The 25,149-nt window shown below is 66.9% G+C and carries 26 protein-coding genes and 1 pseudogene; 14 read left to right on the top strand and 13 right to left on the bottom strand.

Annotated elements, in window-relative coordinates; all coding sequences use genetic code 11:
• Positions 1-7: 7 nt before the first annotated feature.
• Entirely contained in the window at positions 8-955 is a 948-nt protein-coding gene (locus HBE63_RS03010; protein WP_166903147.1) for an SDR family NAD(P)-dependent oxidoreductase, read from the top strand.
• Positions 956-958: 3 nt separating this feature from the next.
• Positions 959-1,711 carry an endonuclease VIII Nei2 gene (gene nei2, locus HBE63_RS03005; protein ID WP_166903145.1) on the top strand — a complete coding sequence of 251 codons (753 nt, stop codon included), beginning with the start codon at positions 959-961 and terminating at the stop codon, positions 1,709-1,711.
• A 198-nt stretch (positions 1,712-1,909) separates the two neighbouring features.
• Here nei2 and HBE63_RS03000 read toward each other — a convergent pair whose 3' ends face one another.
• From HBE63_RS03000 to HBE63_RS02990, 3 genes are all read right to left on the bottom strand, one after another.
• The gene (locus HBE63_RS03000; protein WP_243858471.1) at positions 1,910-2,134 is read right to left on the bottom strand and encodes an FAD-dependent oxidoreductase; all 225 of its coding nucleotides are present in this window, start codon (positions 2,132-2,134) and stop codon (positions 1,910-1,912) included.
• 211 nt (positions 2,135-2,345) lie between these two features.
• Complete coding sequence (locus tag HBE63_RS02995; RefSeq protein WP_166903143.1) at positions 2,346-3,506, bottom strand: acyl-CoA desaturase; 1,161 nt, start codon at positions 3,504-3,506, stop codon at positions 2,346-2,348.
• A 23-nt stretch (positions 3,507-3,529) separates the two neighbouring features.
• Entirely contained in the window at positions 3,530-4,627 is a 1,098-nt protein-coding gene (locus HBE63_RS02990) for a ferredoxin reductase (RefSeq protein WP_166903141.1), read from the bottom strand.
• A 71-nt stretch (positions 4,628-4,698) separates the two neighbouring features.
• On the opposite strand from HBE63_RS02990, the gene HBE63_RS02985 reads away from it, so the two are divergent.
• Both HBE63_RS02985 and HBE63_RS02980 read left to right on the top strand, forming a co-directional pair.
• On the top strand, positions 4,699-5,391 hold the full coding sequence (locus tag HBE63_RS02985) for a TetR family transcriptional regulator (protein ID WP_166903139.1): 693 nt from the start codon (positions 4,699-4,701) through the stop codon (positions 5,389-5,391).
• 10 nt (positions 5,392-5,401) lie between these two features.
• Positions 5,402-6,181 (top strand): enoyl-CoA hydratase/isomerase family protein, encoded by a 780-nt coding sequence (locus tag HBE63_RS02980; RefSeq protein WP_166903137.1) that lies wholly within the window; start codon positions 5,402-5,404, stop codon positions 6,179-6,181.
• A gap of 207 nt (positions 6,182-6,388) precedes the next feature.
• Here HBE63_RS02980 and HBE63_RS02975 read toward each other — a convergent pair whose 3' ends face one another.
• The 4 genes from HBE63_RS02975 to HBE63_RS02960 are packed head-to-tail and all read right to left on the bottom strand — an operon-like array spanning position 6,389 to position 11,278.
• Positions 6,389-7,159 carry an SDR family NAD(P)-dependent oxidoreductase gene (locus HBE63_RS02975; protein WP_166903135.1) on the bottom strand — a complete coding sequence of 257 codons (771 nt, stop codon included), beginning with the start codon at positions 7,157-7,159 and terminating at the stop codon, positions 6,389-6,391.
• A gap of 41 nt (positions 7,160-7,200) precedes the next feature.
• The gene (locus HBE63_RS02970) at positions 7,201-8,067 is read right to left on the bottom strand and encodes a pseudouridine synthase (protein WP_166903133.1); all 867 of its coding nucleotides are present in this window, start codon (positions 8,065-8,067) and stop codon (positions 7,201-7,203) included.
• A gap of 7 nt (positions 8,068-8,074) precedes the next feature.
• A complete protein-coding gene (locus HBE63_RS02965; RefSeq protein WP_166903131.1) occupies positions 8,075-9,820 on the bottom strand; it encodes a glycerol-3-phosphate dehydrogenase/oxidase in 1,746 nt (581 codons plus the stop codon).
• A gap of 42 nt (positions 9,821-9,862) precedes the next feature.
• Entirely contained in the window at positions 9,863-11,278 is a 1,416-nt protein-coding gene (locus tag HBE63_RS02960) for an NAD(P)H-quinone dehydrogenase (RefSeq protein WP_166903129.1), read from the bottom strand.
• 41 nt (positions 11,279-11,319) lie between these two features.
• Here HBE63_RS02960 and HBE63_RS02955 point away from each other — a divergent pair, with 41 nt between their 5' ends.
• On the top strand, positions 11,320-11,787 hold the full coding sequence (locus HBE63_RS02955) for a gamma-glutamylcyclotransferase (RefSeq protein WP_166903127.1): 468 nt from the start codon (positions 11,320-11,322) through the stop codon (positions 11,785-11,787).
• Between the two features lie 65 nt (positions 11,788-11,852).
• On the opposite strand, the gene HBE63_RS02950 is transcribed toward HBE63_RS02955, so the two are convergent.
• From HBE63_RS02950 to HBE63_RS02935, 4 genes are all read right to left on the bottom strand, one after another.
• Positions 11,853-12,740 carry a hypothetical protein gene (locus tag HBE63_RS02950; RefSeq protein ID WP_166903125.1) on the bottom strand — a complete coding sequence of 296 codons (888 nt, stop codon included), beginning with the start codon at positions 12,738-12,740 and terminating at the stop codon, positions 11,853-11,855.
• Positions 12,741-12,899: 159 nt separating this feature from the next.
• Positions 12,900-13,769 (bottom strand): hypothetical protein, encoded by an 870-nt coding sequence (locus HBE63_RS02945; protein WP_166903123.1) that lies wholly within the window; start codon positions 13,767-13,769, stop codon positions 12,900-12,902.
• 101 nt (positions 13,770-13,870) lie between these two features.
• Positions 13,871-15,037 carry a M20 family metallopeptidase gene (locus HBE63_RS02940; RefSeq protein ID WP_166903121.1) on the bottom strand — a complete coding sequence of 389 codons (1,167 nt, stop codon included), beginning with the start codon at positions 15,035-15,037 and terminating at the stop codon, positions 13,871-13,873.
• Positions 15,034-16,218: a M20 family metallopeptidase gene (locus tag HBE63_RS02935; protein WP_166903120.1), complete on the bottom strand. Its 1,185-nt coding sequence runs from the start codon at positions 16,216-16,218 to the stop codon at positions 15,034-15,036. The genes HBE63_RS02940 and HBE63_RS02935 overlap by 4 nt, the downstream gene beginning before the upstream one ends.
• A 78-nt stretch (positions 16,219-16,296) precedes the next feature.
• On the opposite strand from HBE63_RS02935, the gene HBE63_RS02930 reads away from it, so the two are divergent.
• Positions 16,297-17,091, top strand: a complete 795-nt coding sequence (locus tag HBE63_RS02930; protein WP_371815004.1) for a purine-nucleoside phosphorylase — start codon at positions 16,297-16,299, stop codon at positions 17,089-17,091.
• On the opposite strand, the gene HBE63_RS02925 is transcribed toward HBE63_RS02930, so the two are convergent.
• A complete protein-coding gene (locus HBE63_RS02925) occupies positions 17,037-18,137 on the bottom strand; it encodes an AbrB family transcriptional regulator (RefSeq protein WP_166903115.1) in 1,101 nt (366 codons plus the stop codon). The genes HBE63_RS02930 and HBE63_RS02925 overlap by 55 nt on opposite strands.
• Before the next feature lie 109 nt (positions 18,138-18,246).
• On the opposite strand from HBE63_RS02925, the gene HBE63_RS02920 reads away from it, so the two are divergent.
• From HBE63_RS02920 to HBE63_RS02910, 3 genes are read left to right on the top strand one after another with little or no spacing between them, the layout of a single operon-like run.
• A complete protein-coding gene (locus tag HBE63_RS02920) occupies positions 18,247-18,693 on the top strand; it encodes a MarR family winged helix-turn-helix transcriptional regulator (RefSeq protein ID WP_166903113.1) in 447 nt (148 codons plus the stop codon).
• A complete protein-coding gene (locus HBE63_RS02915) occupies positions 18,690-20,306 on the top strand; it encodes a phospho-sugar mutase (protein ID WP_166903111.1) in 1,617 nt (538 codons plus the stop codon). The genes HBE63_RS02920 and HBE63_RS02915 overlap by 4 nt, the downstream gene beginning before the upstream one ends.
• Before the next feature lie 11 nt (positions 20,307-20,317).
• Complete coding sequence (locus HBE63_RS02910; protein WP_166903109.1) at positions 20,318-21,814, top strand: hypothetical protein; 1,497 nt, start codon at positions 20,318-20,320, stop codon at positions 21,812-21,814.
• Here HBE63_RS02910 and upp read toward each other — a convergent pair.
• Positions 21,811-22,434 (bottom strand): uracil phosphoribosyltransferase, encoded by a 624-nt coding sequence (gene upp, locus HBE63_RS02905; RefSeq protein WP_166903107.1) that lies wholly within the window; start codon positions 22,432-22,434, stop codon positions 21,811-21,813. The two genes, HBE63_RS02910 and upp, sit on opposite strands and share 4 nt — an antisense overlap.
• Positions 22,435-22,591: 157 nt before the next feature.
• Here upp and HBE63_RS02900 point away from each other — a divergent pair, with 157 nt between their 5' ends.
• The 5 genes and pseudogenes from HBE63_RS02900 to HBE63_RS02880 form a co-directional block, all read left to right on the top strand.
• A complete protein-coding gene (locus tag HBE63_RS02900; RefSeq protein WP_166903105.1) occupies positions 22,592-22,810 on the top strand; it encodes an NAD-dependent epimerase/dehydratase family protein in 219 nt (72 codons plus the stop codon).
• Positions 22,807-23,433, top strand: a complete 627-nt coding sequence (locus tag HBE63_RS02895) for a sigma-70 family RNA polymerase sigma factor (protein WP_166903103.1) — start codon at positions 22,807-22,809, stop codon at positions 23,431-23,433. Before HBE63_RS02900 ends, HBE63_RS02895 begins: the two co-directional genes overlap by 4 nt.
• Positions 23,434-23,452: 19 nt before the next feature.
• Positions 23,453-24,190: an SDR family NAD(P)-dependent oxidoreductase gene (locus tag HBE63_RS02890; RefSeq protein WP_166903101.1), complete on the top strand. Its 738-nt coding sequence runs from the start codon at positions 23,453-23,455 to the stop codon at positions 24,188-24,190.
• A gap of 103 nt (positions 24,191-24,293) precedes the next feature.
• Positions 24,294-24,599: a hypothetical protein gene (locus tag HBE63_RS02885; RefSeq protein WP_243858469.1), complete on the top strand. Its 306-nt coding sequence runs from the start codon at positions 24,294-24,296 to the stop codon at positions 24,597-24,599.
• Positions 24,600-24,601: 2 nt separating this feature from the next.
• Positions 24,602-25,149 (top strand): annotated as a pseudogene (locus HBE63_RS02880) (glycoside hydrolase); the annotation flags it as partial.

Genomic DNA, 25,149 nt, shown 5'->3' with positions numbered 1-25,149 from the left:
CACCCGCATGACTGCCCCCATCGCCACACCCTTCGGCTTCGAATCGACCGCCTCGGATGTGATCGCCGGAGTCGACTTGACCGGACGCTCAGCCATCGTCACCGGCGCGGCCTCGGGCATCGGCACCGAAACGGCCCGCGCGCTCGCAACCGCTGGAGCCGCCGTGACGTTGGCCGTCCGTGACGCCGCTGCAGGCGATCGCGTCGCCGCCCAACTACGCGCGTCCACCGGGAACGACGAAATCCGAGTCGGCGCCCTCGACCTGACCGATCTCGACAGCGTGAGGTCGTTCGCACGTGCGTGGTCCGGCCCGCTTCACATTCTGGTCAACAACGCGGGGGTGATGGCAGTACAGGAGCTCACGTTGTCGTCCGGCGGTCACGAACTGCAGTTCGCGACCAATCATCTCGGCCATTTCGCGCTCACCACCGGCCTGCACCGGGCCCTTGCCTCGGCCGGGGGCGCCCGCGTGGTATCCGTCAGCTCCTCCGGGCACCTGCGCTCCCCCGTCGTGTTCGACGACATCGACTATGCGTTCCGCGACTACGACCCGTTCGGGGCATACGGCCAGTCGAAGACCGCCAACGTGCTGTTCGCCGTGGAGGCTGCCCGCCGCTGGGCCGACGACGGCATCACCGCGAACGCTCTGATGCCCGGGGGCATCCTCACAGCACTGCAGCGCCATCTTGATCCCGCCTACGGCGCCCAGGCGGCCCAGCGTTTTGCCGAAGCGGGCAGCCGGCTCAAGACCGTGGAGCAGGGTGCCGCCACTTCGGTGCTGCTCGCGGCTTCGCCTCTGCTGGAAGGCATCAGCGGACGCTACTTCGATGACTGCAACGAAGCGAAAGTCGTTGGCTGCCGCGATGAGTTCGGTATATCCGGTGTCGCCCCATATGCCCTGGACCCGTCCAACGCAGAACGACTGTGGGAGCTTTCTCTGGGGCTGGTTGAATAGGGCATGCCCGAAGGCGACACCGTCTTCCATACCGCCACAGCGCTACGCGACGCGCTGGCGGGCAAGACGTTGACCCGCTGCGACATCAGGGTGCCCCGATATGCCACCGTCGACCTGACCGGGCAGGTGGTCGATGAAGTTCTCAGCCGAGGCAAGCATCTGTTCATCCGGGTTGGTCCGGCCAGCATCCACTCTCATCTCAAGATGGAGGGCAGTTGGCGGATCGGGTGGTCCAAAGGCGCGGTGCACCGGACCCGGATCGTGTTGGAGACTGCCGACAGTAGGGCCACCGGAATCGATCTCGGTGTTCTCGAAGTGCTTGACCGCGACACCGATATGGCGACGGTGGCGCACCTCGGACCGGACCTGCTCGGCCCCGACTGGGAGCCGCGCATCGCCGCGGCCCACCTGATCGCTGAACCGGAGCGCGCCCTGGCGGCAGCCTTGCTCGATCAGCGGGTGATGGCCGGTGTCGGCAATGTGTATTGCAATGAGCTGTGTTTCATCTTCGGGCGGCTGCCGACCTCCCCGGTCAGCTCAGTGACCGATCCCCTGCGTGTCGTACAACGTGCCCGGGACATGCTGTGGCTCAACCGGTCCCGATGGAACCGCACCACCACCGGGGATACCCGCCCCGGACGGCAACTGTGGGTGTATGGCCGCGCCGGAGAACCGTGCCGCCGGTGCGGGACACTCATCGAAACCGATGCCAGCGGTGATCGGGTGACCTATTGGTGTCCGACCTGCCAAACGTGAACTCCGTTGTGCAGAAGCGCCCCCGAGCGTCGGAGTAGAGGTGCCACCACCAAGACAACCGGGACGGTCACCGATGTCCTGAGAGATAACGCTGAAAGTGTCACCCGGTGGTGGCATAATCGAACGTATGTTCGACACTGATTCCGATGCATTCTGATTACGTGCCGAGCACAACAGCTTCCACGTTCGGCGCCCGGACTACCTCTGCGCGTAGCCCGCGTGATCGCTCACCGTTTCGGTACCTGCCCAGTGGAAGTTGCCGACAGGGGCGGACGGTAGTGGCAGGGGGCCGTCCCTGGTTCCCACAATGGGCAGGACGGTAAAGCCTCCACCAACGTATTCATCGGTGTGCCATGACTTCTCATGCCATCTGACAGGCGTGAGAACCTCCGGCCAGATCTGGCCGATCAACGGGTCCAGCACAGCCCGTCGCCGCAGGTCCCCCGATGAGCACACACAGGTGGCCCGGACCGTTCGGCGGGCTGGTAACGAACACGCCGCCGTTGCGCTGCCTCCAGAATGGCATGTCGTACACCGCGATGGCCTTGTAGCCCGGGGGCTATGCCTATCGCTCGCCGTGGAAGCTGCGCCCGGCCAATCGGCACACTAGTACTGCTGCAGTGCAGCCTGCCGATCAGCAGTTGACGAGTTCGGGTTCGCAGATCGGCTGCGAATCCGTTTCCGGTGCAGTTTCTTCGATCGTGGGCTCCTTGACGGCCGGCTCAGGATCCTTGGGCGTGCCGCCCCAGGGGAACGCCAGCCGCACGATCTTGCGCACCACGGAGGCGAACTGCTTGTGGATCGGCCCCGAGTTGTAGGGCAGGCCGTAACGCTGGCAGATCTCCTTCACCTCACCGGAGATCTCGGCATAGCGATGCGCCGGAATGTCGGGGAACAGATGGTGTTCGATCTGGAAGGACAGGTTACCGCTGAAGATGTGGAACCACTTGCCACCACTGAGGTTCGCCGAGCCGAGCAACTGCCGGAAGTACCACTGCCCTCGGGACTCGTTCTCGGTCTCCTCGATGGTGAACTCATGGGTGCCCTCCGGGAAATGCCCGCAGAAGATGATGGTGTAGGACCACACGTTGCGCATCAGGTTGGCGGTCATGTTGCCCGCGAACACGAATGGCGCGAACGGGCCGGCCAGCAGCGGGAAGGCCACGTAATCCTTGACCGTCTGCTTGCGCACCTTGGCCCACATCTCGCGCAGCATGTCCTTCTTGTCCCGCAGCTTGATCTCACCGGTGCGGATGCGCTCGGTCTCCAGCTCGTGCAGGGCGACGCCGTACTGGAAGAACACCATCAACAGGAATGCGTACAACGGATTGCCCAGGTAGTACGGGCTCCACTTCTGGTCCTCGCTCATCCGCAGGACGCCGTAACCGATGTCGCGGTCCATGTCGACCACATTGGTGTACGTGTGGTGCATGTAGTTGTGCGAGTGCCGCCACTGATTGGACGGGCACGCGGAATCCCATTCGAAGTTCTGGCCGCGCAACGCCGGATCGCCCATCCAGTCGTACTGGCCGTGCATGACGTTGTGGCCGATCTCCATGTTGTCGAGGATCTTCGACAGTCCGAGCATCACGGTTCCGACCGGCCAGGCGGGCGGCAGGAACAGCAACGCACGGCCGCCGACCTCGAGCTTGCGCTGCAGCTTGATGATGTCGCGGATGTATGTGGCGTCGCGCTCACCGAGATCGGCAATGGCGCGTTCACGGATGACGTCGAGTTCGCGGCCGAATTCCTCGAACTGGTCGGGGGTCAGGGTGTACTTCTTCAACTCGGGCATGACAGTGCCTTTCGGAGTGAGAGTCAGAGGTCGATGTCGACGTCACCGATTGGGGCGGTGACGCAGATCTGGATGTCTTCGCTGTCGGCGCTGGAAACCGCGCCGGTAATCAGGTTGCGCACTGCTCCGCGGCTCTTGGACCGCGTGCAGCTGTGGCAGATGCCCATGCGGCATCCGTTTTCCGGGGTCAGCCCCGCCGCTTCGGCCTGCGCCAGCAGGGTCTGACCGTCGTCGGTCACGGTAACGGAACTGTTGGTGAATGTGACTGTGCCACCGGTGGATTCGCCGGACGCACTGAATACGGGCGGGACGAAACTTTCCGAGCGCGCATCGGGGCAGTGCGTGCGGACGGCGTCGACGAGCGCCGGCGGACCGCAGACGAACACCGCGTCGGGCTCGGCATCGGGAAAGGCCGCGGCCAGGTGCGCCGGGTCGAAGTATCCGTCGAGATCGCCGATCGGCCCGTCGCCGTCGCGGGTGTATCCGTGCAGCACCCGCACACCGGCTCCGCCCATCGCCGCGAGCTCCGAGAGGTAGCAGGCCTCCTCAACGCCGCGTGCGTAGTGCACGAACGCGACCTCGCCGGTGAACGCCTGTCCACGCAAGGTCCGCAACATGGACATCACGGGAGTGACGCCGCTGCCGCCGGAGACGAACAAGATGCGCTTCGGCAGTACCGCCGGGAGGACGAAATCTCCGCCGACGGAGTCGAGCCCCAGCACCATGCCCGGGTATGCGTGGTCGCACAGGTACGTCGAAACCAGGCCGCCGTCGTGGCGGCCGATGGTCAGCTCGACACGAGCTGCACCTTCGGCGCTGGCCGGCGAGTAGCACCGGGTGCGGCGCCGGCCGTTGATTTCTACGGAGAGGTTGATGTGCTGGCCCGCCCGAAAGCCGGCGAAGGCGGCATTGGGTTCGAGGGTCAGCGTGACGCTGCGCGGCGTTTGCCGCCGCACTGCGATCACCTTGGCGCGGGCGTCGCCGCGGGTCCAGGTCGGTTCGACCAGCTCGGTGTAGCGGTCAACTCCATGGGGACCGGTAAGCAGGTTCGCGAGCGCACTCAGCCGGGGGCCGGCCAGCAGTCGCCGGCCGACACCTTCAGTCAATGTTTGAGTGAACATGTGTACACAGTGCGCGTGCACACATGACTCTGTCAACGGTAAAAATGCAGTAAGTGGTAGGGTTCACACCGGTGAACAAACGTACGCCCAATTCACGAACACCCACGTCACGAACACGACGGCCGGACTCGGCGTCGCGGTCGCGGGAGACGCTGTCCAGGGAAGAACGCAAAGAGGCCACCCGGCGCGCGATCATCGCCGCCGCGCTGACCCTGCTGGAAGACCGCAGCTTCAGCGCGCTGTCCCTGCGGGAGGTCACCCGGGAGGCGGGCATCGTGCCCGCCGCGTTCTACCGGCACTTCGACTCGATGGATGCGCTCGGTCTCGTGCTCATCGACGAGTCGTTCCGATCCCTGCGCGACATGCTGCGTGGCGCCCGTGCCGGCAAGCTCGACCCACACCACGTCATCGAGTCCTCGGCCGAGATCCTGATCGGCAGCGTCAACGAACGTCGCGAACACTGGCGGTTCATCGCCCGCGAACGCTCCAGCGGGGTCTCGGTACTGCGCTACGCGATCCGCACCGAGATCCGGCTGATCACCTCGGAACTCGCGATCGACCTCGCCCGTTTCCCGGGTCTCAAGGACTGGAGCAGTGAGGACCTCAACATCCTGACGAACCTGTTCGTCAATGCGATGATCTCGACGGCCGAGGCTCTCGAAGACGCAACTGACGCACAGTCTGTCGAGGCCATCCACCGCACCGCGGTCAAACAACTACGAATGATCGCCGTTGGCGTCAACGGGTGGCACAGCACCGGCTAGGGTCCGGCGCATGACCCTTGAGCTGGCCTACCCCCGACCCGACATCGCCGTCATCACCCTCAATCGGCCCGAGAAACTGAACGCGTTGTCGTACGAATTGGTCGAGGCCCTGCACGCGACCCTCGACGAGATCGCGGGCAACAACGAGTGCCGCGTCGTCGTGCTCACCGGCGCCGGCCGCGGCTTCTGCTCGGGGCTGGACCTGAGCGATCCCAACCCGCCCGAGGCAGGCGGCGGCGCCGAGTTTCCCCGCTCGGGCATGCGCTGGCAGGAGCGCATCGCCAATCTGACGGTCAAACTGCACCGCTTGCGCCAACCCGTCATCGCCGCGGTCAACGGCGCGGCCTACGGCGGCGGCTTTGCCCTGGCCGCGGCCAGCGACATCCGCATCGCCGGCCCGGCGGCGAAGTTCTGCACACAGTTCATCAAGCTGGGCATCGGCGGCTGTGACATCGGCGTGAGCTACACCCTGCCCCGGATCATCGGCGCGGGTCCGGCATTCGACCTGATCCTCACTGCGCGGGCAGTCGAGGCGGCCGAGGCGCTGCGACTCGGCCTGGTCACCCGTATCGTCGACGACACCGCGAACCTCGTCGACGCCGCCCTCGAAATTGCCGAAACCCTTTGCGGCTATGGCAAATTCGGGCTGGAATCCACCAAACAGGTGCTCTGGGCCAACCTCGACGCCGGCTGTCTGGAGACCGCGCTGCATGTGGAGAACCGCAGCCAGATCCTGTCTGTCGGCACCGGCAGTCTGAGCGGGTCGGCTCAGTTCACGAAGCGCAAGTAAACGTCACAACTTATTCCCGTTGATCGGCACGAGCCACAGGAATCCCATCACGAGCAGCCACGCCAGCATGACGGTGACGAAGATGCACCCTGCGATCCGAAAGCGTCGACAGCGTCAACGTCTCGCGTGCCCGACTGCGCCACACGCGGGTACTGTCCGCGCCTTCGAGCACGACCGGCACGGTGAAGTCGTCGTACACCGGCGCAGTCACCGCGGCGTTCCCCCACCGTCGACGATGACCACCTGCCCGGTCATGTAGCTGCCGGCGTCCGAACACATCAGTAGGGCCGCGCCGACCATCTCATCCGGCGTGGCCAGCCGCTTCATCAAGGTCCCTCCCTTCATGAGATCGATGGCCTCCTGCGGGTTGTTGCGCATCATGTCGGTATCGACCGGTCCCGGCGCCATGGCGTTCACCCGGATGCCCAGCGGCGCGAACTCGGCCGCCATCGACCGGGTGACTGACATCAGCGCGGCCTTGCCCGAGGCATAGATCGACAGCGCCGGTGCGAAATTGAACGCCCCGACCGACACCATGTTCAGCACCGCCGCCTTCGCGCTGGCCTTCAGATGCGGCAAGGCGTGCTGCACCAGGAACACCGGCCCGCGCAGGTTCACCTCGTAGGACTTGGCCCAGGCCTCCGGCGTCATCTGCCCCAATGGCTGGGCCAGCGCATTCGCCGCGTTGTTGACCACCACATCGATCCCGCCGAACTCCGCAACCGTGCGCTCCACCAACGCGCCGAGGTCGTCGATGTTGCCGCTGTGGGTGGGAACCCCGATTGCCTGTCCCCCGAGCTCGCGCAGGTGCTCGGCCGCCTGCTCGCAGGCCTCGGGCTTACGGCTGGCGACCACCACTCGGGCCCCGGCCAGCGTAAACCCCTCGGCGAGAGCCAATCCGATGCCGCGGGTGCCGCCGGTGACGATCACGGTCCGGTCGGTCATGTCGAAGAGATGGTCAAAAGTCTCACGGTTCACCCCGTCAGTAGAACATCACCGCAGTCTGCTCACGCAAGGCTTCAGCCCCATAGTCGGGTACTCACGAATTCGCGGTCCTCGCCGGTGATCGGGTCGGTGAACTCCAGCCGCTGCGCCAGCAGTTGTAGCGGATGGTCGAAATCATCCGGCGCGACGTCGATCACGTTGGGGTACAGGGAATCGCCGATGATCGGCAGCCCGATGGAGGCCATGTGCACGCGCAGCTGATGGGTCCGCCCGGTGCGAGGCGTCAGCCGGTACAGGCCGTCCCCTGGGCCGTCGTGCACCGGCTCGACATACGTCTCGGCGTTGGGCTCACCGGGCTCCTCGAAGGCCTGCAACTGCCCGCGGTGCTTGATGATCCGGCTGCGCAGGGTGGCGGGTAACGACACCGTGGCGGTGCCGGCAGCGCGCGCGAGGTACGTCTTGCGCGCCCCGCCCTCGGCGAACAGTCGCTGATAACGGCCGCGAACCTCGCGACGCACGGTGAACAGCAGCACGCCCGCGGTCAGCCGGTCCAATCGATGCGCCGGGCTCAGTTCCGGTAGGTCCAGCTCACGGCGCAGCCGCACCAGTGCCGTCTGCGCCACGTGCCCGCCCCGGGGCATCGTGGCCAGGAAGTGCGGCTTGTCGACGACGACGATGTCGTCGTCGCGGTACAGCACCGGGATGTCGAACGGGACGGCCACCTCGTCGGCGAGGTCGCGGTAGAAGTAGACGTACGCACCCGTGGGCAGCACGGTTGTCGCATCAACAGACGTGCCGTCGGGCAGAACCACTTCTCCGGCAAGCACTTTCGCGCCGATGCCGAACCGTTCCTGAAGCTCGCCGTACACATTGCCGCCCAACAACCGCAGCCGCGCCGGGCCGATACCGTCACGCACCGGCAGCGGCGCGGGCCGTCTCAATGCCCCGTCAATTCAGGGGCACGGGTTCGAGGATCTCGGCTCGGGCCTCCGGCGCCGCTTGGCGCAACGCATCGGCGGACTCGTCGTCGGGCTGGGTCTGCGACAGCACCTCCGCCTCCACCCTCGCGATGTACGTGGCGACCTCACGGTCGACGTCCTCGGCGCTCCACCCCAGCACGGGCGCAACTACTTCAGCGACCTCGAGGGCGCAATCGACACCACGGTGCGGGTACTCGATGGCGACCCGCATCCGGCGGGCCAGGATGTCTTCCAGGTGCAGAGCGCCTTCAGCCGCCGCGGCGTAATACGCCTCGACCTTCAGATACACCGGCGCATCAGTGATGGGGGCCAGCAGTTCTGGCCGTCCCTCGGCCATCTTGAGCACCTCACCGATCAGCGAGCCGTAGCGGTCCAGCAGGTGCCGAACGCGGTAGGGATGCAGCCCGTATTGCTTGCCGACGTATTCGGTCTGATTGATCAGGGCGAAGTATCCATCGGCACCCATCAGCGGGACCTTCTCGGTGATCGACGGCGCCACCCGGGCCGGGATGAACTCTGCGGCAGCATCGATCGCGTCGGCCGCCATCACCCGGTAGGTGGTGTACTTTCCGCCGGCGATCGCCACAAGTCCCGGCGAAGGCACCGCGACGGCATGCTCCCGCGACAGCTTGGAGGTCTCTTCGCTCTCGCCGGCCAGCAGCGGACGCAGCCCGGCGTAGACACCGTCGATATCGTCGTGGGTCAACGGGGTCGCCAGCACGGTGTTGACGTGCCCGAGGATGTAATCGATGTCGGCCTTGGTGGCGGCGGGATGCGCGAGGTCGAGATTCCAGTCCGTGTCGGTGGTCCCGATGATCCAGTGCGTACCCCACGGAATCACGAACAGCACCGACTTCTCGGTGCGCAGAATGATCGCCACCTCACTGACTATCCGGTCGCGCGGCACCACGATGTGCACACCCTTGGACGCGCGCACCCGGAACCGGCCGCGTTCCTTGGACAGTGCCTGGATCTCGTCGGTCCACACCCCGGTGGCGTTGACCACGACATGGCCCCGCACCTCGGTGGTGGCCCCGTCCTCGGAATCCCGCAGGGTCACCCCCACGACGCGGTCGCCCTCGCGCAACATCGACACCACCTGGCTCGACGAGCGCACGACCGCGCCGTAGTGGGCCGCGGTGCGGGCCACGGTCATCGTGTGACGGGCGTCGTCAACCACGGTGTCGTAGTAGCGGATTCCACCGATCAGCGAGCTGCGCTTGAGCCCAGGGGCCAACCGCAACGCACCGGCTTTCGTCAGATGCTTTTGTGCGGGAACGGATTTCGCTCCGCCGAGTTGGTCGTAGAGGAAGATCCCAGCCGCCATGTACGGCCGCTCCCACCAACGGTTGGTCAACGGGAACAGGAACGGCAACGGTTTGACCAGATGCGGTGCCAGCGTGGTGAGGCTCAGTTCCCGCTCGTGGAGGGCTTCGCGTACCAAGCCGAATTCCAGCTGTTCCAGATACCGCAGCCCGCCGTGGAACATCTTGGAGCTGCGACTGGATGTGCCGGAAGCAAAATCGCGCGCCTCGACGAGGGCGACTGTGAGTCCACGAGTCGCGGCGTCCAACGCCGCGCCGGCTCCCACTACACCACCGCCGATGACCACTACGTCGAATTGTTCGTGGGCGAGTCGTTGCCAGGCTTGCGCCCTGTGCTGCGGTCCGAGGAAGGTTTGCCCGTCGCCCGGTGCTGAGATCGGGTCAGTCACGATCCCCAGGCTACGTGGGTGGCATGGGATCCGCCCGATTCTCTAGTCCAGGTCGTCGTGTTTCATCAATTGCCGCGCCGCCTCGGTGATCGATCCGGACAGCGACGGGTACACCGAAAACGTCTGGGCCAGCTCATCGACCGGAATGCCGTTCTGCACGGCCAGGGCGATCGGCAGGATCAGCTCGGAGGCGATCGGCGCCACCACCACCCCGCCGATCACCACCCCGGTGGCCGGGCGGCAGAAGATCTTCACGAAGCCGCGGCGCAGGCTGGACATCTTGGCCCGGGCATTCGTGTTGAGCGGCAGGGTCAGAGTGCGCGCAGGCACGGACCCGTCATCGATGGCGGCCTGCGGAACGCCGACCGCGGCGATCTCAGGGCGGGTGAACACTGCGGCGGCGACGGTTCGCAGCCGGATCGGGGCCACCGCCTCGCCCAGGGCGTGATACATCGCGATGCGTCCCTGCATGGCTGCCACCGAGGCCAGCGGCAGCAGGCCGGTGCAGTCACCTGCCGCATAGATGCCCGGTACCGAGGTCCGCGACACCCGGTCGACCTTGAGGTAGTTGCCGTGCCCGAGCGCGATGCCGACACGATCCAGACCGAGACCGCTCGTGTTGGGAACCGATCCGACCGTCATCAGGGCATGACTGCCGTCGACGACGCGGCCATCGGCCATGCTGACGCGGACCCCGTGCTCGGTGCGGGTGACCGACTCAGCGCGGGCGTTCTTGACGAGGGTGACACCGCGTTCGGAGAACACCTCCTCCAGCACGGCGGCGGCGTCGGAGTCCTCGTGCGGCAGGATCTGGTCGCGGCTGGCCACGACCGTCACGGTCACCCCGAGTTCGGTGTAGGCGTTGACGAACTCGGCGCCGGTGACACCTGACCCCACCACCACAAGATGTTCGGGCAGTGCTTCGAGGTCGTAGAGCTGGCGCCAGTTGAGGATGCGTTCCCCGTCGGGTGCGGCGTTGGGCAGGACCCGCGGGCTGGCACCGGTGGCGATCAGCACCACATCGGCGGTCAGCTGACTGACCGCGCCGTCGGGGCCGGTGACCTTGACGCGGTGCTGGGCCATGCCGGGGACGTCGTCGATCAGCTCCCCGCGGCCTGCGATCAACTCGATGCCTTCGTTGCGCAACCGCTCCGTGATGTCGCCGGACTGCGCCGCCGCCAGGTTCTTCACCCGCTCGTTGATCTGGGGCAGTGAGATCTTGGACTGCTCGAAATCCAGCGAATACCCCAGGTTGGGAGCGCGCCGCAGTTCGGTGCGCACACCCGTGGAGGCGATGAACGTCTTGGACGGCACACAGTCCCACAGCACGCAGGCACCGCCGATGCCGTCGCAGTCGACGATGGTGACATGAGCGACCTCTGGGCCGCGGGCAGCGGCGACAAGGGCCGCCTCATAGCCGGCGGGTCCGCCGCCGATGATCACGATGCGGGTAGCCACCGCACCAACCTAACCAACTTTGCGCACTAAGCTGTCTTACCGTGCCGCTGTACGCCGCCTACGGGTCCAATATGCATCCGGAGCAAATGCTCGAGCGGGCTCCGCACTCCCCGATGGCGGGTACCGGGTGGCTGCATGGCTGGCGGTTGACGTTCGGCGGTGAGGACATCGGCTGGGAAGGCGCGCTGGCCACCGTCGTCGAAGACCCGCTGGCGAAGGTTTTCGTCGTGCTCTACGACATGACGTCAGCCGATGAACAGAGCCTGGACCACTGGGAGGGTTCTGAGCTCGGGTTCCACAAGAAGATCCGCTGCCGGGTGGACCGGTTGTCGTCGGACACCAACATCGACCCGGTGCTGGCCTGGCTGTATGTGGTCGACGCCTGGGAGGGCGGCCTGCCCTCGGCCCGCTATCTCGGGGTGATGGCCGACGCCGCGGAGATCGCCGGAGCACCCGATTCCTATGTGCACGATCTGCGCACCCGCCCTGCACGCAACATCGGACCGTAGTTTTCTCCGCGAGCGTGCGTGTCTGCCGTCCGCCACGCCGCATTTCATCAACATCTTGCGCACCCTCACGCCGCCCGAGCGTGGCTCAACTGCGCGCTGATCCTGGCCACCATCTCCCCGCCGCGGTACCGCACGTCCTCGAACACGATCGCGATGACGATCCACCCGACGTCCATCAGCGCGGCGGTTCGCCTGCGGTCGTCGCGCAGCGCATCAGGACTGCCGTGCCAATCCAGGCTGTCGTACTCGACAGCGACCTGTTGCCCGGGCCAGGCGAAGTCCAGCCGCCTGACCTGGCCGTTGCCGTCGATGACCTCGTACTGGAGTTCGGGCGCGGGCAAGCCTCCGTCGAGCATCACGAGCCGCGCTTCACTCTCCATCGGAGACTCGGCGCGCTCATCGGCTAGCGCAATGAGGTCACGGACGGCGACAATGCCGCGACGGCCGGCCTGCTCAATAGCTGCGCACCAGAGTTCGGTGCGGTTACAGGTACCGCTTCGTAGCGCGGAGTCCAGCGTGGCCAGGGCGCGCGGGCGGCGTAATGCACGAGCCACCTCGACGGCCGTCCATGCCGGCGCGGTGACGTATCTGCCATCCACGACGGTGAGCGGCGCGCCGTCCCGCCGATGCACCACCAATCCGTCGACAGACCGCAACTGGCCACCCGGAGGATTGAGGACGTGCAGGTCAGGCGATCCCTCGGTGTCGAACCCGTGCACAGCGGCAGCACTCGTCAGACACAGCGGCACCTTCTTGCCACAAGAGAGATCCAGACCGTGCAAGAGCAACTGATCCGTAGGCTCACCTCGGGTGTAGATGCCATGCCACACCCTCTCCATCTCACCGCAATCGACTGCACATTCGAACGCGTGCCGCGTCATGTAGGTGAGGATCTGACCACTGGTGGCCACACCATTCTGCTCGTCGAACACTCGCATCAGTTGCTGGTCCATGCTGACGAGCTTCGTTGGTGCGCAACGGCTTCGGAAGGCCGTAATCCACATCTGTGGATGAACAGCGCGCTGTGCACAACCGGCGGGTGGCGAGTGTTCGCACAATGCTGGTGACGTGCGGAGTGTTGGGCGGCAGACACGCACGCTCGCGGTGAGGAGTCAGGGCACGAGAAGGTCCGCGCGCTCGGCGGTCAGCCGATTGAACTCGCGGGTACAGCCCTTGGTGCGCTGGTCGAGGTCAGTCAGGGTGCGCTTGACGCCCGCGATGGCCTGGTCGGCCTTCTCCTGTGCGCCGATGATCCGTTCACGCACCGCGAAATCGGTGAAGAAGTTGTCGAACCACACATCGAAAACCCTTGTGAAAGAGTCGAGTTCGACGAGCCTGGCGCCCTCCATGTGGACATCGGCGAGTTCGGTGCTGAACCGCTTGAGATCGGCGTCGGCCGAACGCAGCGACATGGCCACAGCGTCGAGCCTGTCCTGTTTGACCACGCTGGCGATTAATCCGCCGTCGAACCAGGTGTCGTAGGCCGACCACGACCGGGCGCTGTCGAGCTGCGCAGCGGCGGTGCGCAGCTCCTTCAGCGCCCGCTGCCCGGCGGAGCTCGCCTCCACCAGCTCGTTGATCTCAGCCGTCAATTGCCCACGCAATTCGGCGATTTCGAGAAGTCGGGCAACTCCGGGGCCATCGTTGTCCTGCACCCAGCGTTCTTTTGCGGTCAGGGCGCGCTCCATGCCGAACCCGACATCACCGAGCGCAGCGAGTCGGCCGGTCAGATGCTCGGCGGTTTCGCGGGCCACATCGTCCTCGTGCGAGCCCTTGAGTTGCGACCAGATCTTGGTCAGCGACAACGATTCCAGCTTGTGGACGTCACGGGCCTCCGTCTGCAGCCGTCCCTCGGCCGCTCGGGCGCGCGCGGTGGACTCCTCGGTGTGCGATCGAGCGGTGTTCAGCTGGCGCTTGAGGGATTCGGCCTCCCGCACCGCGGCGGCCGCCAAAGCCAGTTGGTCGTCGGGCGCAGAGGTCATGTCGACAGCCTATGGGCGCTCGTGCGCGACGAGTGACACCAAAATGTCGGCAAAATACGGCGTGTTGGGCGGCAAACACGCACGCTCGCGGTGAAAAATAGTTACGCAGAGGCCTCGATGATGTTGACCATCGTGCGCACGCCGACGCCCAATGCCCGCTCGTCGATGTCGAACGTGGGCTGATGCAGATCAAGTTGTGGTCCTTGTCCGCTCCACACGCCTAGTCGGCCCATCGCGCCCGGCACATCTTCGAGGTACCAGGAGAAGTCCTCGCCGCCGCCGGACTGATGAGTGTCGGCGAGTACGTCGGGGCCGATGGCTTCGATGGCGTGGGTGAGGATGCGCGTCGACACCTCTTCGTTGACGACCGGGGGCACGCCTCGCCGGTAGTTGAGGCTGTGCGTGATGTTGAGCGGCGCGAGCAGCGCGGTAACCGTCTCTTCCACAATCGATTCCAGCGTCAGCCAGGTATCGCGACTTGCGGTGCGGATCGTCCCCGCGAGGGTGCCGATCTGCGGGATGGCGTTGGCGGCCACACCGGCATTGACCGCACCCCACACCATCACGGTGTCGTGACGGGGATCGATACGACGGGACAGCACGCCGGGCACTCCGGTGATCAGGGTCCCGAGCCCGTAAACCAGGTCACCGGTCAGATGCGGCCGGGAGGTGTGCCCGCCCGGCGAATGCAGGGTGATCTCGATGGAATCAGCCGCGGAGGTGATCGGTCCCGGCTTGGTCGCCACCTGACCCACGACCAGCCGCGGATCGCAGTGCAGCGCGAAGATCCGGCTCACCCCGGTCAGCACGCCCGCGTTGATCGCGTCGATCGCGCCGCCCGGCATCAGTTCCTCGGCGGCCTGGAACAGCAACCGGACCCCGACCGGCAGCTCGGGCACCGACGCCAGAGCCATCGCCGTGCCCAGCAGCACGGCGGTGTGTGCATCGTGTCCGCAGGCGTGCGCGACGTTGGGCACCGTGGAGGCATAGGGCGCGCCGGTCCGGTCGGCCATCGGCAAGCCGTCCATGTCAGCGCGCAGCGCGATCCGCGGACGGTCCTCGGGCCCGAAGTCACACGTCAATCCGGTACCACCGGGCAGCACTTTGGGGTTCAGCCCGGCCTCGGCCAGGTGGCGGGCCACGAATTCGGTGGTGGCGAACTCCTGACGGCCCAGTTCCGGATGGGCGTGGAGGTGACGGCGCCACGACACCATCTCGTCGTAGTTGGCCGACAGCCAGCGGGCAGCAGCGTGCTGCAGCACACTCATGAAGCCCGCCTCCTCTGCAGCGCATCCAACACACGGTCCCGCTGCGCAGGCGTCTCAGCCAGCTGAACAACGCTGCGGGCCAACATGATTGCACCTTCCAACACGGCCTTGTCGGCGCTCGGACCCACCGCTGCGGCAGTGAAAGCCGGCTGGTGGATCGCGGCGCCACCGGAGTCGATGCCGATCACCGGGTGAATGCCGGGCATCACCTGACTGATGTTGCCCATATCGGTACTGCCCAGTGGCACACTTGCCTCCACGTTCTCCGGCAACGGGTTACGGCCCAGGCGCAGCATCTCGGCGCGGATGGTCTCCGAGAGCCACGGATCGGGCACCAGCTCGGCGTACGGCGGGCCGATCTCGGTGACCCGATGCTCGCACCCCGTCGCGAGCGCTCCGGCCGAGAAACAGCCGGCCATCCGGTCTTCCAGCGCACGCAACGACGACATGTCGGTGGCCCGCATGGTGTAGCGCATCTCGGCCCGGCCGGGGATGACGTTGGTGGCCTGACCGCCGTGGGTGACGATGCCGTGCACCATCTGTCCCGGCATGAGCTGCTGGCGCAGCAGACCGATCGCGACCTGCGCGACGGTGACCGCGTCGCCGGCGTTGAGGCCCAGGTAGGGGGCCACGGCTGCGTGCGATTCCCGGCCGGTGTAGTTCACCGTCACCTCGGAAAGCGCCAGCGAGCGGGCGGCGGCGATGTCCACGGGGCCGGGATGCAGCATCACCGTCGCGGCGATGTCGTCGAACACACCGGCGTTGAGCAGCAAGACTTTTCCGCCACCGAGTTCCTCGGCCGGGGTTCCGACGAGTACCACGGTCAGCCCGAGTTCGTCGGCGACCCCGGCCAGGGCCAGCGCGGTACCGACCGCCGAGGCCGCGATGATGTTGTGTCCGCAGGCATGCCCGATCTCGGGCAGCGCGTCGTACTCCGCGCAGATGCCGACCACCAGCGGGCCGCTGCCGTAGGAGGCCCGGAACGCGGTGTCCAGTCCTCCGGCCGACGCGGTGATCTCGAATCCGTACTCGGCCACCAGCGCCTGGGTCTTGGCGCAGCTGCGGTGCTCGGCGAAGGCCAACTCCGGCTCGGCGTGTATCGAGTGGGAGAGTTCGACGAGGTCGCCACGACGCCGGTTGATCGCGTCTTCGACGCTCAGCGAGGCGGTGGCGGAGGGCATCCTCGCAGTATCTCACTGTGCGGATTTGCGCTTCGCGCGAGCGCTCATCACGGCGCTTTCCGGCGGTTAAGCTCGCCTATCGTGACCGATTCCCAGGCATCCAGCCAGGCAGCCGCCGCCATCGCCGAACGGACAGGCGTCGAACGCCACGATGTCGCGGTCGTGCTCGGCTCGGGTTGGGCACCCGCGGTGGTCGAGTTGGGCGACCCGGTGGCAACGGTGCCGATGGCCGATCTTCCCGGCTTCACCCCCCCGACCGCGACCGGCCACGGCGGCCTGGTGCACTCGGTGCGCCTCGGGAGTCACCGGGTGCTGGTGCTGGCCGGGCGCATCCACGCCTATGAGGGCCACGACCTACAGCACGTGGTCCATCCGGTCCGGACGGCAGCGGCCACGGGTGTGTCCACCGTGGTGCTGACCAACGCCGCCGGCGGACTGCGTGCCGAATATCAGGTCGGGCAGCCGGTGCTGATCAGCGACCACCTCAACCTCACAGCGCGGTCGCCGCTGGTCGGTGCGCAGTTCGTCGACCTGGTCGACGCCTACTCCCCCGGACTTCGAGCTCTGGCCCGAGAGATCGAACCGACCCTGGCCGAGGGCGTTTACGCCGGATTGCCCGGCCCCCATTACGAAACCCCGGCCGAGATCCGGATGCTGCGCACCCTGGGAGCTGACCTGGTCGGCATGTCGACGGTGCACGAGACGATCGCCGCCCGAGCCGCCGGCCTGCGGGTGCTGGGCATCTCGATGGTGACCAATCTGGCTGCCGGTATGACAGGTGAACCGCTCAGCCACGTCGAGGTACTCGAGGCCGGGCGTCAATCCGCAACCCGGATGGGTTCCCTGCTGGCTTCGGTGATCGCACGCCTCTGACTGGCCCACCGCACCATCACCCGGGCCATCAGCGGCGCTGCGAACAACATCAGCAGCACCCTCAGCACCTGAGCGGCGATGATGAACGTGACATTCGAGCCGGTTTCCACCGCGGTGGCCAGCACCGCATAGACTCCGCCCGGACTGGTCGCCAGGTAGCCCTCCAGTTGCGTCATCCCGGTGACGTTTGCCAGCACCACCCCGAGGCCGGCGGTTGCCACGCCGAGCACCACGATCAAGGTCAGCGCCAGCGGGAGTATCCGGCCGATCGCCCGTAGCGAGTCGCGGGTGAAGGCGATGCCGGCCTGCCAGCCGATCACCATGTAGGCGGCCTGCACCAGCAACAGCGGGACGGCCAGCCCGAAGGACACGCCGGTGAGCTGCAGTGTCACCGTCAGGGCCAGCGGGCCCAGCAGTCCGGCGCCCGGCAACCTGGCCCACCGGCCGCCGACGACTCCAACAGCGACGATCACGGCCAGCATTGCCAGGCTGAGATACCAAGGCGCCGAGGCAGTTTTGCCCTGTGCCGACGCCGGATGCGATCGATCGGCATGGAAGACCATGGTCACCACGAGCGGAATGGTCGCAGTGACGAGGGCGACCCGCAGGTATTGGACGACCGAGACGACGCGATCGTCGCCGCCGAGTTCACGCGCGATGGCCACCAGACCCGACGCGCCGCCTGCCACCAGTGCGAGCGATCCGGTCAGCGGGCTGACGTCGCGGTGCAGGCCGAGCAACCCGCCGGCGACAATGCTGAGCAGCAACGTGGCCGCGGTGATCACCAGCACGATCAGCCAGTCCGATCCGAGCGCACTGACGGCATCCTGATGGACCATCGTGCCGATGTAGACGCCGAGCACGCCCTGGGCGATCACCCCCGCCGGGCGCGGCATCCGTTCCGGGGCCAGCGAGACCAGCGCCAACGCGACGCCGACCGCGAGACCGGCGAACAGCGCGGCCGAGGGGACGTCGATGAGGGTGAGCGGGACGGTGACGGCGACAGTCGCGACGACGAGCAACCCCCACCGCAGCGTCCGTGTCATCCGCGTCTTCCACCTCCCATCGAGATAATAAGGCATCCCTTCACAATATTCACGGCCAGATTCGATCCAAATGCTCTGACTGCACCAGGTACCAAGGTATAACTTGCTTATGACAGCAACGTCGGCGACTGAACTACGCGAGTCGATGATGGCGGTGACCCGTCAGATGCGTCGGCACCGTCCAGATCACGGCCTGACGTTGAGCCAGCTGGAACTGCTCGGTGAGGCCGGTCGCAGCGGAACCACCACTCCGGCCGAGATGGGCGCCCGGCTGCACGTGCGGGCTCAGTCGCTCACCGACAGCATCAACGAACTGCTCCGCCGTGGGCTGATCGCCCGGCGTCCCGACGACCACGACCGGCGCCGTCAGCTCATCGAGATCACCGCAGAAGGTACGGCGTTGCTGCAGGCCGACCGGGCCGAACGCGACGCCTGGCTGCACGCCACGATGCGAGAGAACCTCACCGATTTGGAGGTCGATCTGCTGATGCTGGTGGCACCCGTCCTGCGCAAGCTGGCGTACTCGGACGCCGCTGCGGGCACACTTGGGTCATGACCACCATCGCGACCGCCGCCGCCGAATGGATCGCGCATGACCCTGACCCGCAGACCGCGGCCGAACTGTCCGCCTGCAGCCCCGACGAGCTCGACCGGCGGTTCAGCAATCCGCTGACCTTCGGCACCGCCGGGCTACGCGGACCGTTGCGAGGCGGGCCCGATGCGATGAATCTGGCCGTCGTCATCCGCACCACCTGGGCGCTGGCCCAGGTTCTCAAGGACAGAGGCCTGGGAAGGTCCCACGTGGTGGTGGGCCGAGATGCGCGGCACCGCTCCGACGAGTTCGCCCTGGCGGCCGCCGAAGTCCTTGCCGCCGAAGGTTTCCAGGTCGTTCTCATGATGGCCTCGGTCCCCACCCCGGTAGTCGCCTATACCGTTCGGCACCTGCCTGCCGTGGCCGGCGTCCAGATCACGGCGTCACACAATCCGCCGACGGACAACGGTTACAAAGTGTTTCTCGACGGTGGCATGCAGATCATCTCCCCCGCCGACCGGGAGATCGAGGCCGCGGTGGCCCGGGCGCCACATGCAGACGAGATCCGCAGGGCCGCAGTGGAAACCGGCGGACGGCACCAGGTATACGCGTACCTGGAGCGGGCCGCCCGGGTCCGCCGCAGCACCGGTTCGGTGCGGGTGGCGCTGACCCCGCTGCACGGGGTCGGTGGCGAGTACGCCCTTGATGCCCTAGCCCTGGCCGGATTCGACGATGTGCACGTGGTCGAGGAACAGTTCAACCCCGACCCGGACTTCCCCACGGTCAGCTTCCCCAATCCCGAAGAGCCGGGGGCGGTCGACGCGCTACTGGCCCTGGCCGACGACATCGACGCCGAGATCGCGATCGCCTTGGACCCCGATGCCGACCGGTGCGCAGTCGGGGTGCCCGGCCCGGATGGTTGGCGCATGCTCACCGGCGACGAAACCGGCTGGCTGCTGGGCGATTACATCCTGTCTCAGCTCGAACCCGGCCCTGTCAGCGAAGCCGCCCTGGTGGCCAGCACCGTGGTGTCCTCGCGGATGCTGGCGGCCATCGCGGCAGCACACGGGGCCCAGCACGCTGAAACCCTCACCGGTTTCAAGTGGTTGGCCCGCTCCCAGTCCCCCGGCAACACCCTGGTCTACGCCTACGAGGAGGCGATCGGGCATTGTGTCGACCCGGCCTCGGTACGTGACAAGGACGGGATCACCGCCGCTATCCTCGCCACCGACCTGACAGCCGCGCTGCGCGATCAGGGCCGCACCATGCTCGATGCCCTCGATGCTCTGGCGAAGGTGCACGGCACGCATGTGACAGGAGCGGTTACCCGCCACGTCGACGACGCCGGCGCCGCCATGGCCCGGCTACGCGAGGCCCCACCGACCGAACTGGCCGGCATCGCCGTCACTGTCGAGGATCTGCTGGAGCGGCGGGGGCAGCAACGCACCGATGCGCTGATCTTCACCGGCGACGAAGCCGGCACCTCCGTCCGGGTGGTGGTCCGCCCGTCAGGAACCGAACCGAAACTCAAGTCCTACACCGAGGTTCGTTGTTCACCGACTGATGATCTGGATACGGCCCGGGCCCACGCCCAGAAGCTCAGCCAGGACCTCGCCGACGCCGCTGCGCGCTGGTAACCGGAAACGTAATGCCGGACTGGACCTACCAACCGCTTCGTCCCATCGCGTCCGCAGTCATCGGGGAACATCGTACGCAGCGGTGGGCGCTTCGGCTTCTGGCCACGCTCGTCACAGCAGGCGGGTACCGCTGGATCCCAAGGGTTTTCGATCATCCGCCGGTCCCGCCCGAGTGGGAGGGACGCTTCGGCGCGGTGGTCCCGCCGTCGGTGGCCCGCGACGCCGTGCTGGTGTTGCCAGTTCAAGGTGCCAGCATCATCGAGATCGCGCCGGTGAGCGCCGCCGATGTCGAAACCGTACGCCGGGCCGCCGCCGGTCGCCGCTGTCGCGTCGTCGCCCGGGCGGATTCCGCAGAGGTCGCAGACCTGCTCGCCCATGACGTCGACGAGGTGGTCATCGGAGCGGGGAGCGAGGAGCGCTACCTGACCGATCCTGACGTCGCCGCCGCCGTTGCGGCGCTGCAGGATCCGGACACCGTCGTGCTGGCCCGGCCGGCGGTACTGCTGGCAACCGGACCGGGCTGGTTCAACCGCGTGATCGAGGCGGCCTCGCAGACCTCGACGCCACCGCCCAGCCTGGCCGATGCCGGACTCAACCCGTTTCGCTGGCCGGGCTGGTTGTGGGGTGTGCTGGCCGGACTCGGTTTGATCGTGGCAGGTGTCGGTGCGGGAGCCATCACGCTCGGCCCCGTGTTGTTGAGCTATGACCGCTCGTATCTCGGCCTCGGAGTGGATGACCTGCGCCGGATCAACGACAACCTGGTGCATTTCATCCAGCATGACCGGATCAGCATGGCGGGCAACATGATCGGCCTCGGAGCGCTCTACGCGGGACTGTCCTGGGGCGGCATCAGGCGTGGGCTGGGATGGGCCCGCACCACGTTACTGATCTCGGGACTCGTCGCGTTCCTCACCCTGTTCTACTTCGTCGGAACAGGTTTCGTCGATCCGCTGCACACTCTGGTGGTGGTGACGCTGTTCCCGATGCTGCTGGCTGCGGTGTGGAACAAGCCCGACCCGCCCCGATGGCGTTCGCTGCCCGACGGTCCGGAGTCGCTGCGCCGGCGCGCATTGTGGGGTCAGCTGCTGTTTATCGGCCTCGGCTCCGGGCTCGCCGTCGCCGGGGCGACCATCTCCTTCGTCGGGCTGACCGACGTGTTCGTCACTACCGACCTTGGCTACCTGCACACCCACGGCGCGATCCTGCGAGCCGCTGACCCGCAGCTACTCAGTTTCATCGCCCATGACCGGGCCGGTTTCGGCGGGGCCTTGGTCGGTTCCGGGGTGGCGATCGCATTGATCGCGCTGTGGGGATTCCGGCGCGGCGAACGCTGGGTGTGGTGGACGTTGTTGATCGGATTCGTGACGGGCACGCTGCCGGCGCTGGCCGTGCACTACGCGATCGGGTACACCACCTTCATCCATCTGTTGCCGGTGTATGTACTCGTGCTCACCACCGCGACCGCACTCGTGTTGTCCCGGCCGTATCTGACGGCCAGAGGCCCCTAGCGCGGACCGAACTGACGATCGCCGGCGTCCCCGAGTCCCGGGACGATGTAGGCGACCTCGTTGAGACCTTCGTCGATGGTCGCGGTGATCAGCCGCATATCCGGGGCGACCTTCTCGATCGCCGCGATGCCCTGCGGCGCGCACACCACACACACCGCGGTGATATCGACGGCGTTGCGCTCCCGGAGCAGGTCGATGGTGTAGGCCATCGACCCGCCGGTCGCCAGCATCGGGTCGAGCACGAACACCGACCGCGTGCTGAGGTCTTCGGGCAGCGACGCCAGGTAGGGCGTCGGCTGGTGGGTCGTCTCGTCGCGCGCCATCCCTACGAACCCGACCTGCGCCTCCGGGATCAGGGCGTGCGCCTGGTCCACCATCCCGAGCCCGGCTCGCAACACCGGCACCAACAGTGGCGGATTGGCCAGCCGCGACCCGGTGGTCTCGGTCACCGGGGTGCGCACCGCGATCTGTTCGCAGGCCGCGTCACGGGTCGCCTCGTACACCAGCATCATCGTCAGATCGCGCAGCGCGGCACGGAACCCAGCGTTGTCGGTCCGCTCGTCCCTCAGCGTGGTCAGCCGCGCCGCGGCAAGGGGGTGGTCGACGACGCGCACATCCATGCGCTGACCTTAACTGTCAGTGCCGCCGCCCTGCAGGTCTATCCGGTGTCGAGGCCACGGACTACGGGAACCACGAATTCTCAAGGGTCCGCTACCAGCCTTCGCGACTCAGGCTGAGGAGGCGTTCGTTCTTGTCCTCAACTCTGGAGTTCTGATCATGACGAGAGTCGTAGTCATCGGCGGTTCCGGGCTCATCGGCTCGAAACTCGTCAGCAAACTCAAACAGCACGGCCATCAGGTCGTCGCTGATCCGCGGGCCCGGTACTGCGGTGCTGTCCTGGAGAAACCCTCGCTCCTGCCGTGCCGACGAGCGACACTGTTCTCCACGAGCTTCGCCGGCCGGCTCGCCGACAACGCGTCAGTGGCCGTCCGATGACCCGTAGCATCGACGCCGAGGACCTCATCGCCGAGTCTGACGCGCAACTGGCGGCCCGGTTTGCCCGCGACGCCATGCCATTTCACCCCGTCCTACTGCGCACCGCGCGGCGGCTGACGCACAGCCCGGCCGACGCCGAAGACCTGGTGCAGGACACCCTGATGAACGCCTACACCGGTTTCCGAAGGTTCGAACCGGGCACCAACCTGCGGGCCTGGCTGTTCCGCATCTTGCACAACCGGTGGATCAGTACACACCGAATGAAGCAGCGTCGTCCCGACACGTTCATGGTCGCTGAGTTCACCGACAGCGACATGCTCAGCAGCGCAATCCATTCCACGAACGCAGCGCGCTCCGCCGAGGACCGGGCGCTCGACCTGTTCTGCGACGACCGGCTCCGTGACGCGGTACTGACGCTGCCGGAGGGCTTCCGAACAGTGTTGTACTACGCCGACATCGAGGGCTTCACCTATGCCGAGACCGCAGCGCGCATGGAAATCCCGCTGGGAACCGTGATGTCACGTATCGCGCGTAGCCGCGAACGCCTGCGGGCCGCACTCGCCGATGCCACCGACAACCACTGGACGACCCACGAGGACGGCGGCACCCGCGATGTCGCATGACCAACCACGAGAGGACACAATGGAATCCGGATCGAACGAACTCAACGGTTGCAGCGCGCTGGTCACCGGCGGTACCGCGGGCATCGGACTGGCCTGCGCCGACCTGCTGGCCCACGCGGGCGCGGCGGTGACCATCACCGGACGAGACGAAAAGCGGGGACGCGACGCCGCGGCCGCGCTCGGTGGGGACGTCCGGTTCGTCAGCGCCGACCTCGCCGACTTGGACTCGGTGCGAGGTCTCGCTCAACAATGCGATCAGCTCGACATCCTGGTCAACAATGCGGCCGCATTTCCCGGTGCGCTTACCGTCGAACAGGATGTCGCCTCCTTCGAGCGGACGTTCGACACCAATGTGCGGGGCACGTACTTCCTGGTGGCCCAGCTGGTGGGCGGCATGCTCGAACGCGGCCGCGGCAGCATCGTCAACGTCACCTCGATGGTCGCGTCCAAAGGGGTACCCGGTGCGTCGACCTACAGTGCGTCCAAGGCCGCCGTCGAATCGCTGACCCGCACCTGGGCTGCCGAATTCGGTTCCGGCGGAGTGCGAGTCAACAGTGTGGCGCCGGGGCCGACCCGCACCGAAGGCGTCGCGGCCCAATGGGGCGACACCAACGAGGAACTCGGCCGCGCCCTGCCCTTGGGCCGCACGGCCACCCCGGAGGAGATTGCCCACGCAGTGCTGTTCCTGAGTTCGCCGCGGGCGGCATTCATCACGGGCTCCACATTGCACGCCGACGGCGGCGGCACCGCCATCTGAACGCCAGGTCTGCCGGGGACGCACCGGGGACGCGGGAGCACGCCCACCCGAACGCGACGCGAATCAGGGGGAACCAATCGGGGACGGCGGACGTCCAAACCACATGACCGCCGACACCCTGCGCGCCGACACGGCGGCCATCGACGCCCTTGGTGGCGCCTTCCACGCCCACGCCGCCGAGCTCAGCGCGGTGGCCGCAACCCTGCGGTCGCTGCCGTCCCCGGGAGGCGCCCTCGGCCCGATCGGCGAACGGTTCGTGGCCGCCTTCAACGCATCCGTCCGCGCACACATCGATGCGGTAGCGGCGCTCAGTGCCCGAGCCGGCGCGGGTGCCGTCAGCGCCGGGGTCACCGCCGCCGGCTACGACGCCGCCGGTCAGCGGGCGGCTGCACTGTTGCCGCGGGTGTAGCGGTGCCCGCATCCGCCGCCACGCTGGCCACGCCGCTCTACGCGCTGCGTGACCTCGTGGGCAGTGGCCGGGTCGAATCCGGCTCCGCCGTGACGGCACTGGACGCGGCGCATACCGCCCTGTCGGATATCGCCGCGGCGCTCGGGCAATCCTGGGAGCGTGCCGGCGGCGACTGGTCGGGCACAGCCGCAACGGCGGCAGCCGACTTCGCCGCGGACACGTCGGCCGAAGTGAGCGGCCTGGCCACGCAGGCGCAGCTACTGGGCGCCGCGGCCCGGCGCGCAGGCTCAGCGGTGGCCGAGGCGAGGTCACGACTACAGACGATCATCGACCGCTTCGAGGAACGCGCCGAGGCACTGGCCCCCCACCTCGATGAGCCTGGCGTGGCTGCGGACCTGCAGGCCGAGGCACGACGCGCGATCGCTGAGGCATCGGCCGTCGTCGACGAACTACGCGCCGAACTGGACCGTCAGGCCGGTGCTGTCACCGGGGTGCCCGCGGGCCCGGCGGGGTTCTCGACCGGTTCGGGGCTTCCGGCCGGTGTGCCGAC

This window comes from Mycobacterium sp. DL440 (assembly GCF_011745145.1).
Classification (GTDB): Bacteria; Actinomycetota; Actinomycetes; order Mycobacteriales; family Mycobacteriaceae; genus Mycobacterium.
Note: the sequence above shows the minus strand (reverse complement) of the source record. Positions and strands in the feature narration are given on the sequence as shown.

Bases quoted from the DNA above. Each gene is read 5' to 3' on its own strand.
- HBE63_RS02945 (WP_166903123.1), bottom strand. From the start codon at position 13,769: ATGACCTCTGCGCCCGACGACCAACTGGCTTTGGCGGCCGCCGCGGTG.
- HBE63_RS02915 (WP_166903111.1), top strand. From the start codon at position 18,690: ATGACCACCATCGCGACCGCCGCCGCCGAATGGATCGCGCATGACCCT.
- HBE63_RS02900 (WP_166903105.1), top strand. From the start codon at position 22,592: ATGACGAGAGTCGTAGTCATCGGCGGTTCCGGGCTCATCGGCTCGAAA.
- HBE63_RS02890 (WP_166903101.1), top strand. From the start codon at position 23,453: ATGGAATCCGGATCGAACGAACTCAACGGTTGCAGCGCGCTGGTCACC.
- HBE63_RS02920 (WP_166903113.1), top strand. From the start codon at position 18,247: ATGACAGCAACGTCGGCGACTGAACTACGCGAGTCGATGATGGCGGTG.
- HBE63_RS02925 (WP_166903115.1), bottom strand. From the start codon at position 18,137: ATGACACGGACGCTGCGGTGGGGGTTGCTCGTCGTCGCGACTGTCGCC.
- HBE63_RS02885 (WP_243858469.1), top strand. From the start codon at position 24,294: ATGACCGCCGACACCCTGCGCGCCGACACGGCGGCCATCGACGCCCTT.
- HBE63_RS02980 (WP_166903137.1), top strand. From the start codon at position 5,402: ATGACCCTTGAGCTGGCCTACCCCCGACCCGACATCGCCGTCATCACC.
- HBE63_RS02895 (WP_166903103.1), top strand. From the start codon at position 22,807: ATGACCCGTAGCATCGACGCCGAGGACCTCATCGCCGAGTCTGACGCG.
- upp (WP_166903107.1), bottom strand. From the start codon at position 22,434: ATGGATGTGCGCGTCGTCGACCACCCCCTTGCCGCGGCGCGGCTGACC.
- HBE63_RS02935 (WP_166903120.1), bottom strand. From the start codon at position 16,218: ATGCCCTCCGCCACCGCCTCGCTGAGCGTCGAAGACGCGATCAACCGG.
- HBE63_RS02940 (WP_166903121.1), bottom strand. From the start codon at position 15,037: ATGAGTGTGCTGCAGCACGCTGCTGCCCGCTGGCTGTCGGCCAACTAC.
- HBE63_RS02990 (WP_166903141.1), bottom strand. From the start codon at position 4,627: ATGTTCACTCAAACATTGACTGAAGGTGTCGGCCGGCGACTGCTGGCC.
- HBE63_RS02910 (WP_166903109.1), top strand. From the start codon at position 20,318: ATGCCGGACTGGACCTACCAACCGCTTCGTCCCATCGCGTCCGCAGTC.
- HBE63_RS02950 (WP_166903125.1), bottom strand. From the start codon at position 12,740: ATGGACCAGCAACTGATGCGAGTGTTCGACGAGCAGAATGGTGTGGCC.
- HBE63_RS03010 (WP_166903147.1), top strand. From the start codon at position 8: ATGACTGCCCCCATCGCCACACCCTTCGGCTTCGAATCGACCGCCTCG.
- nei2 (WP_166903145.1), top strand. From the start codon at position 959: ATGCCCGAAGGCGACACCGTCTTCCATACCGCCACAGCGCTACGCGAC.
- HBE63_RS02995 (WP_166903143.1), bottom strand. From the start codon at position 3,506: ATGCCCGAGTTGAAGAAGTACACCCTGACCCCCGACCAGTTCGAGGAA.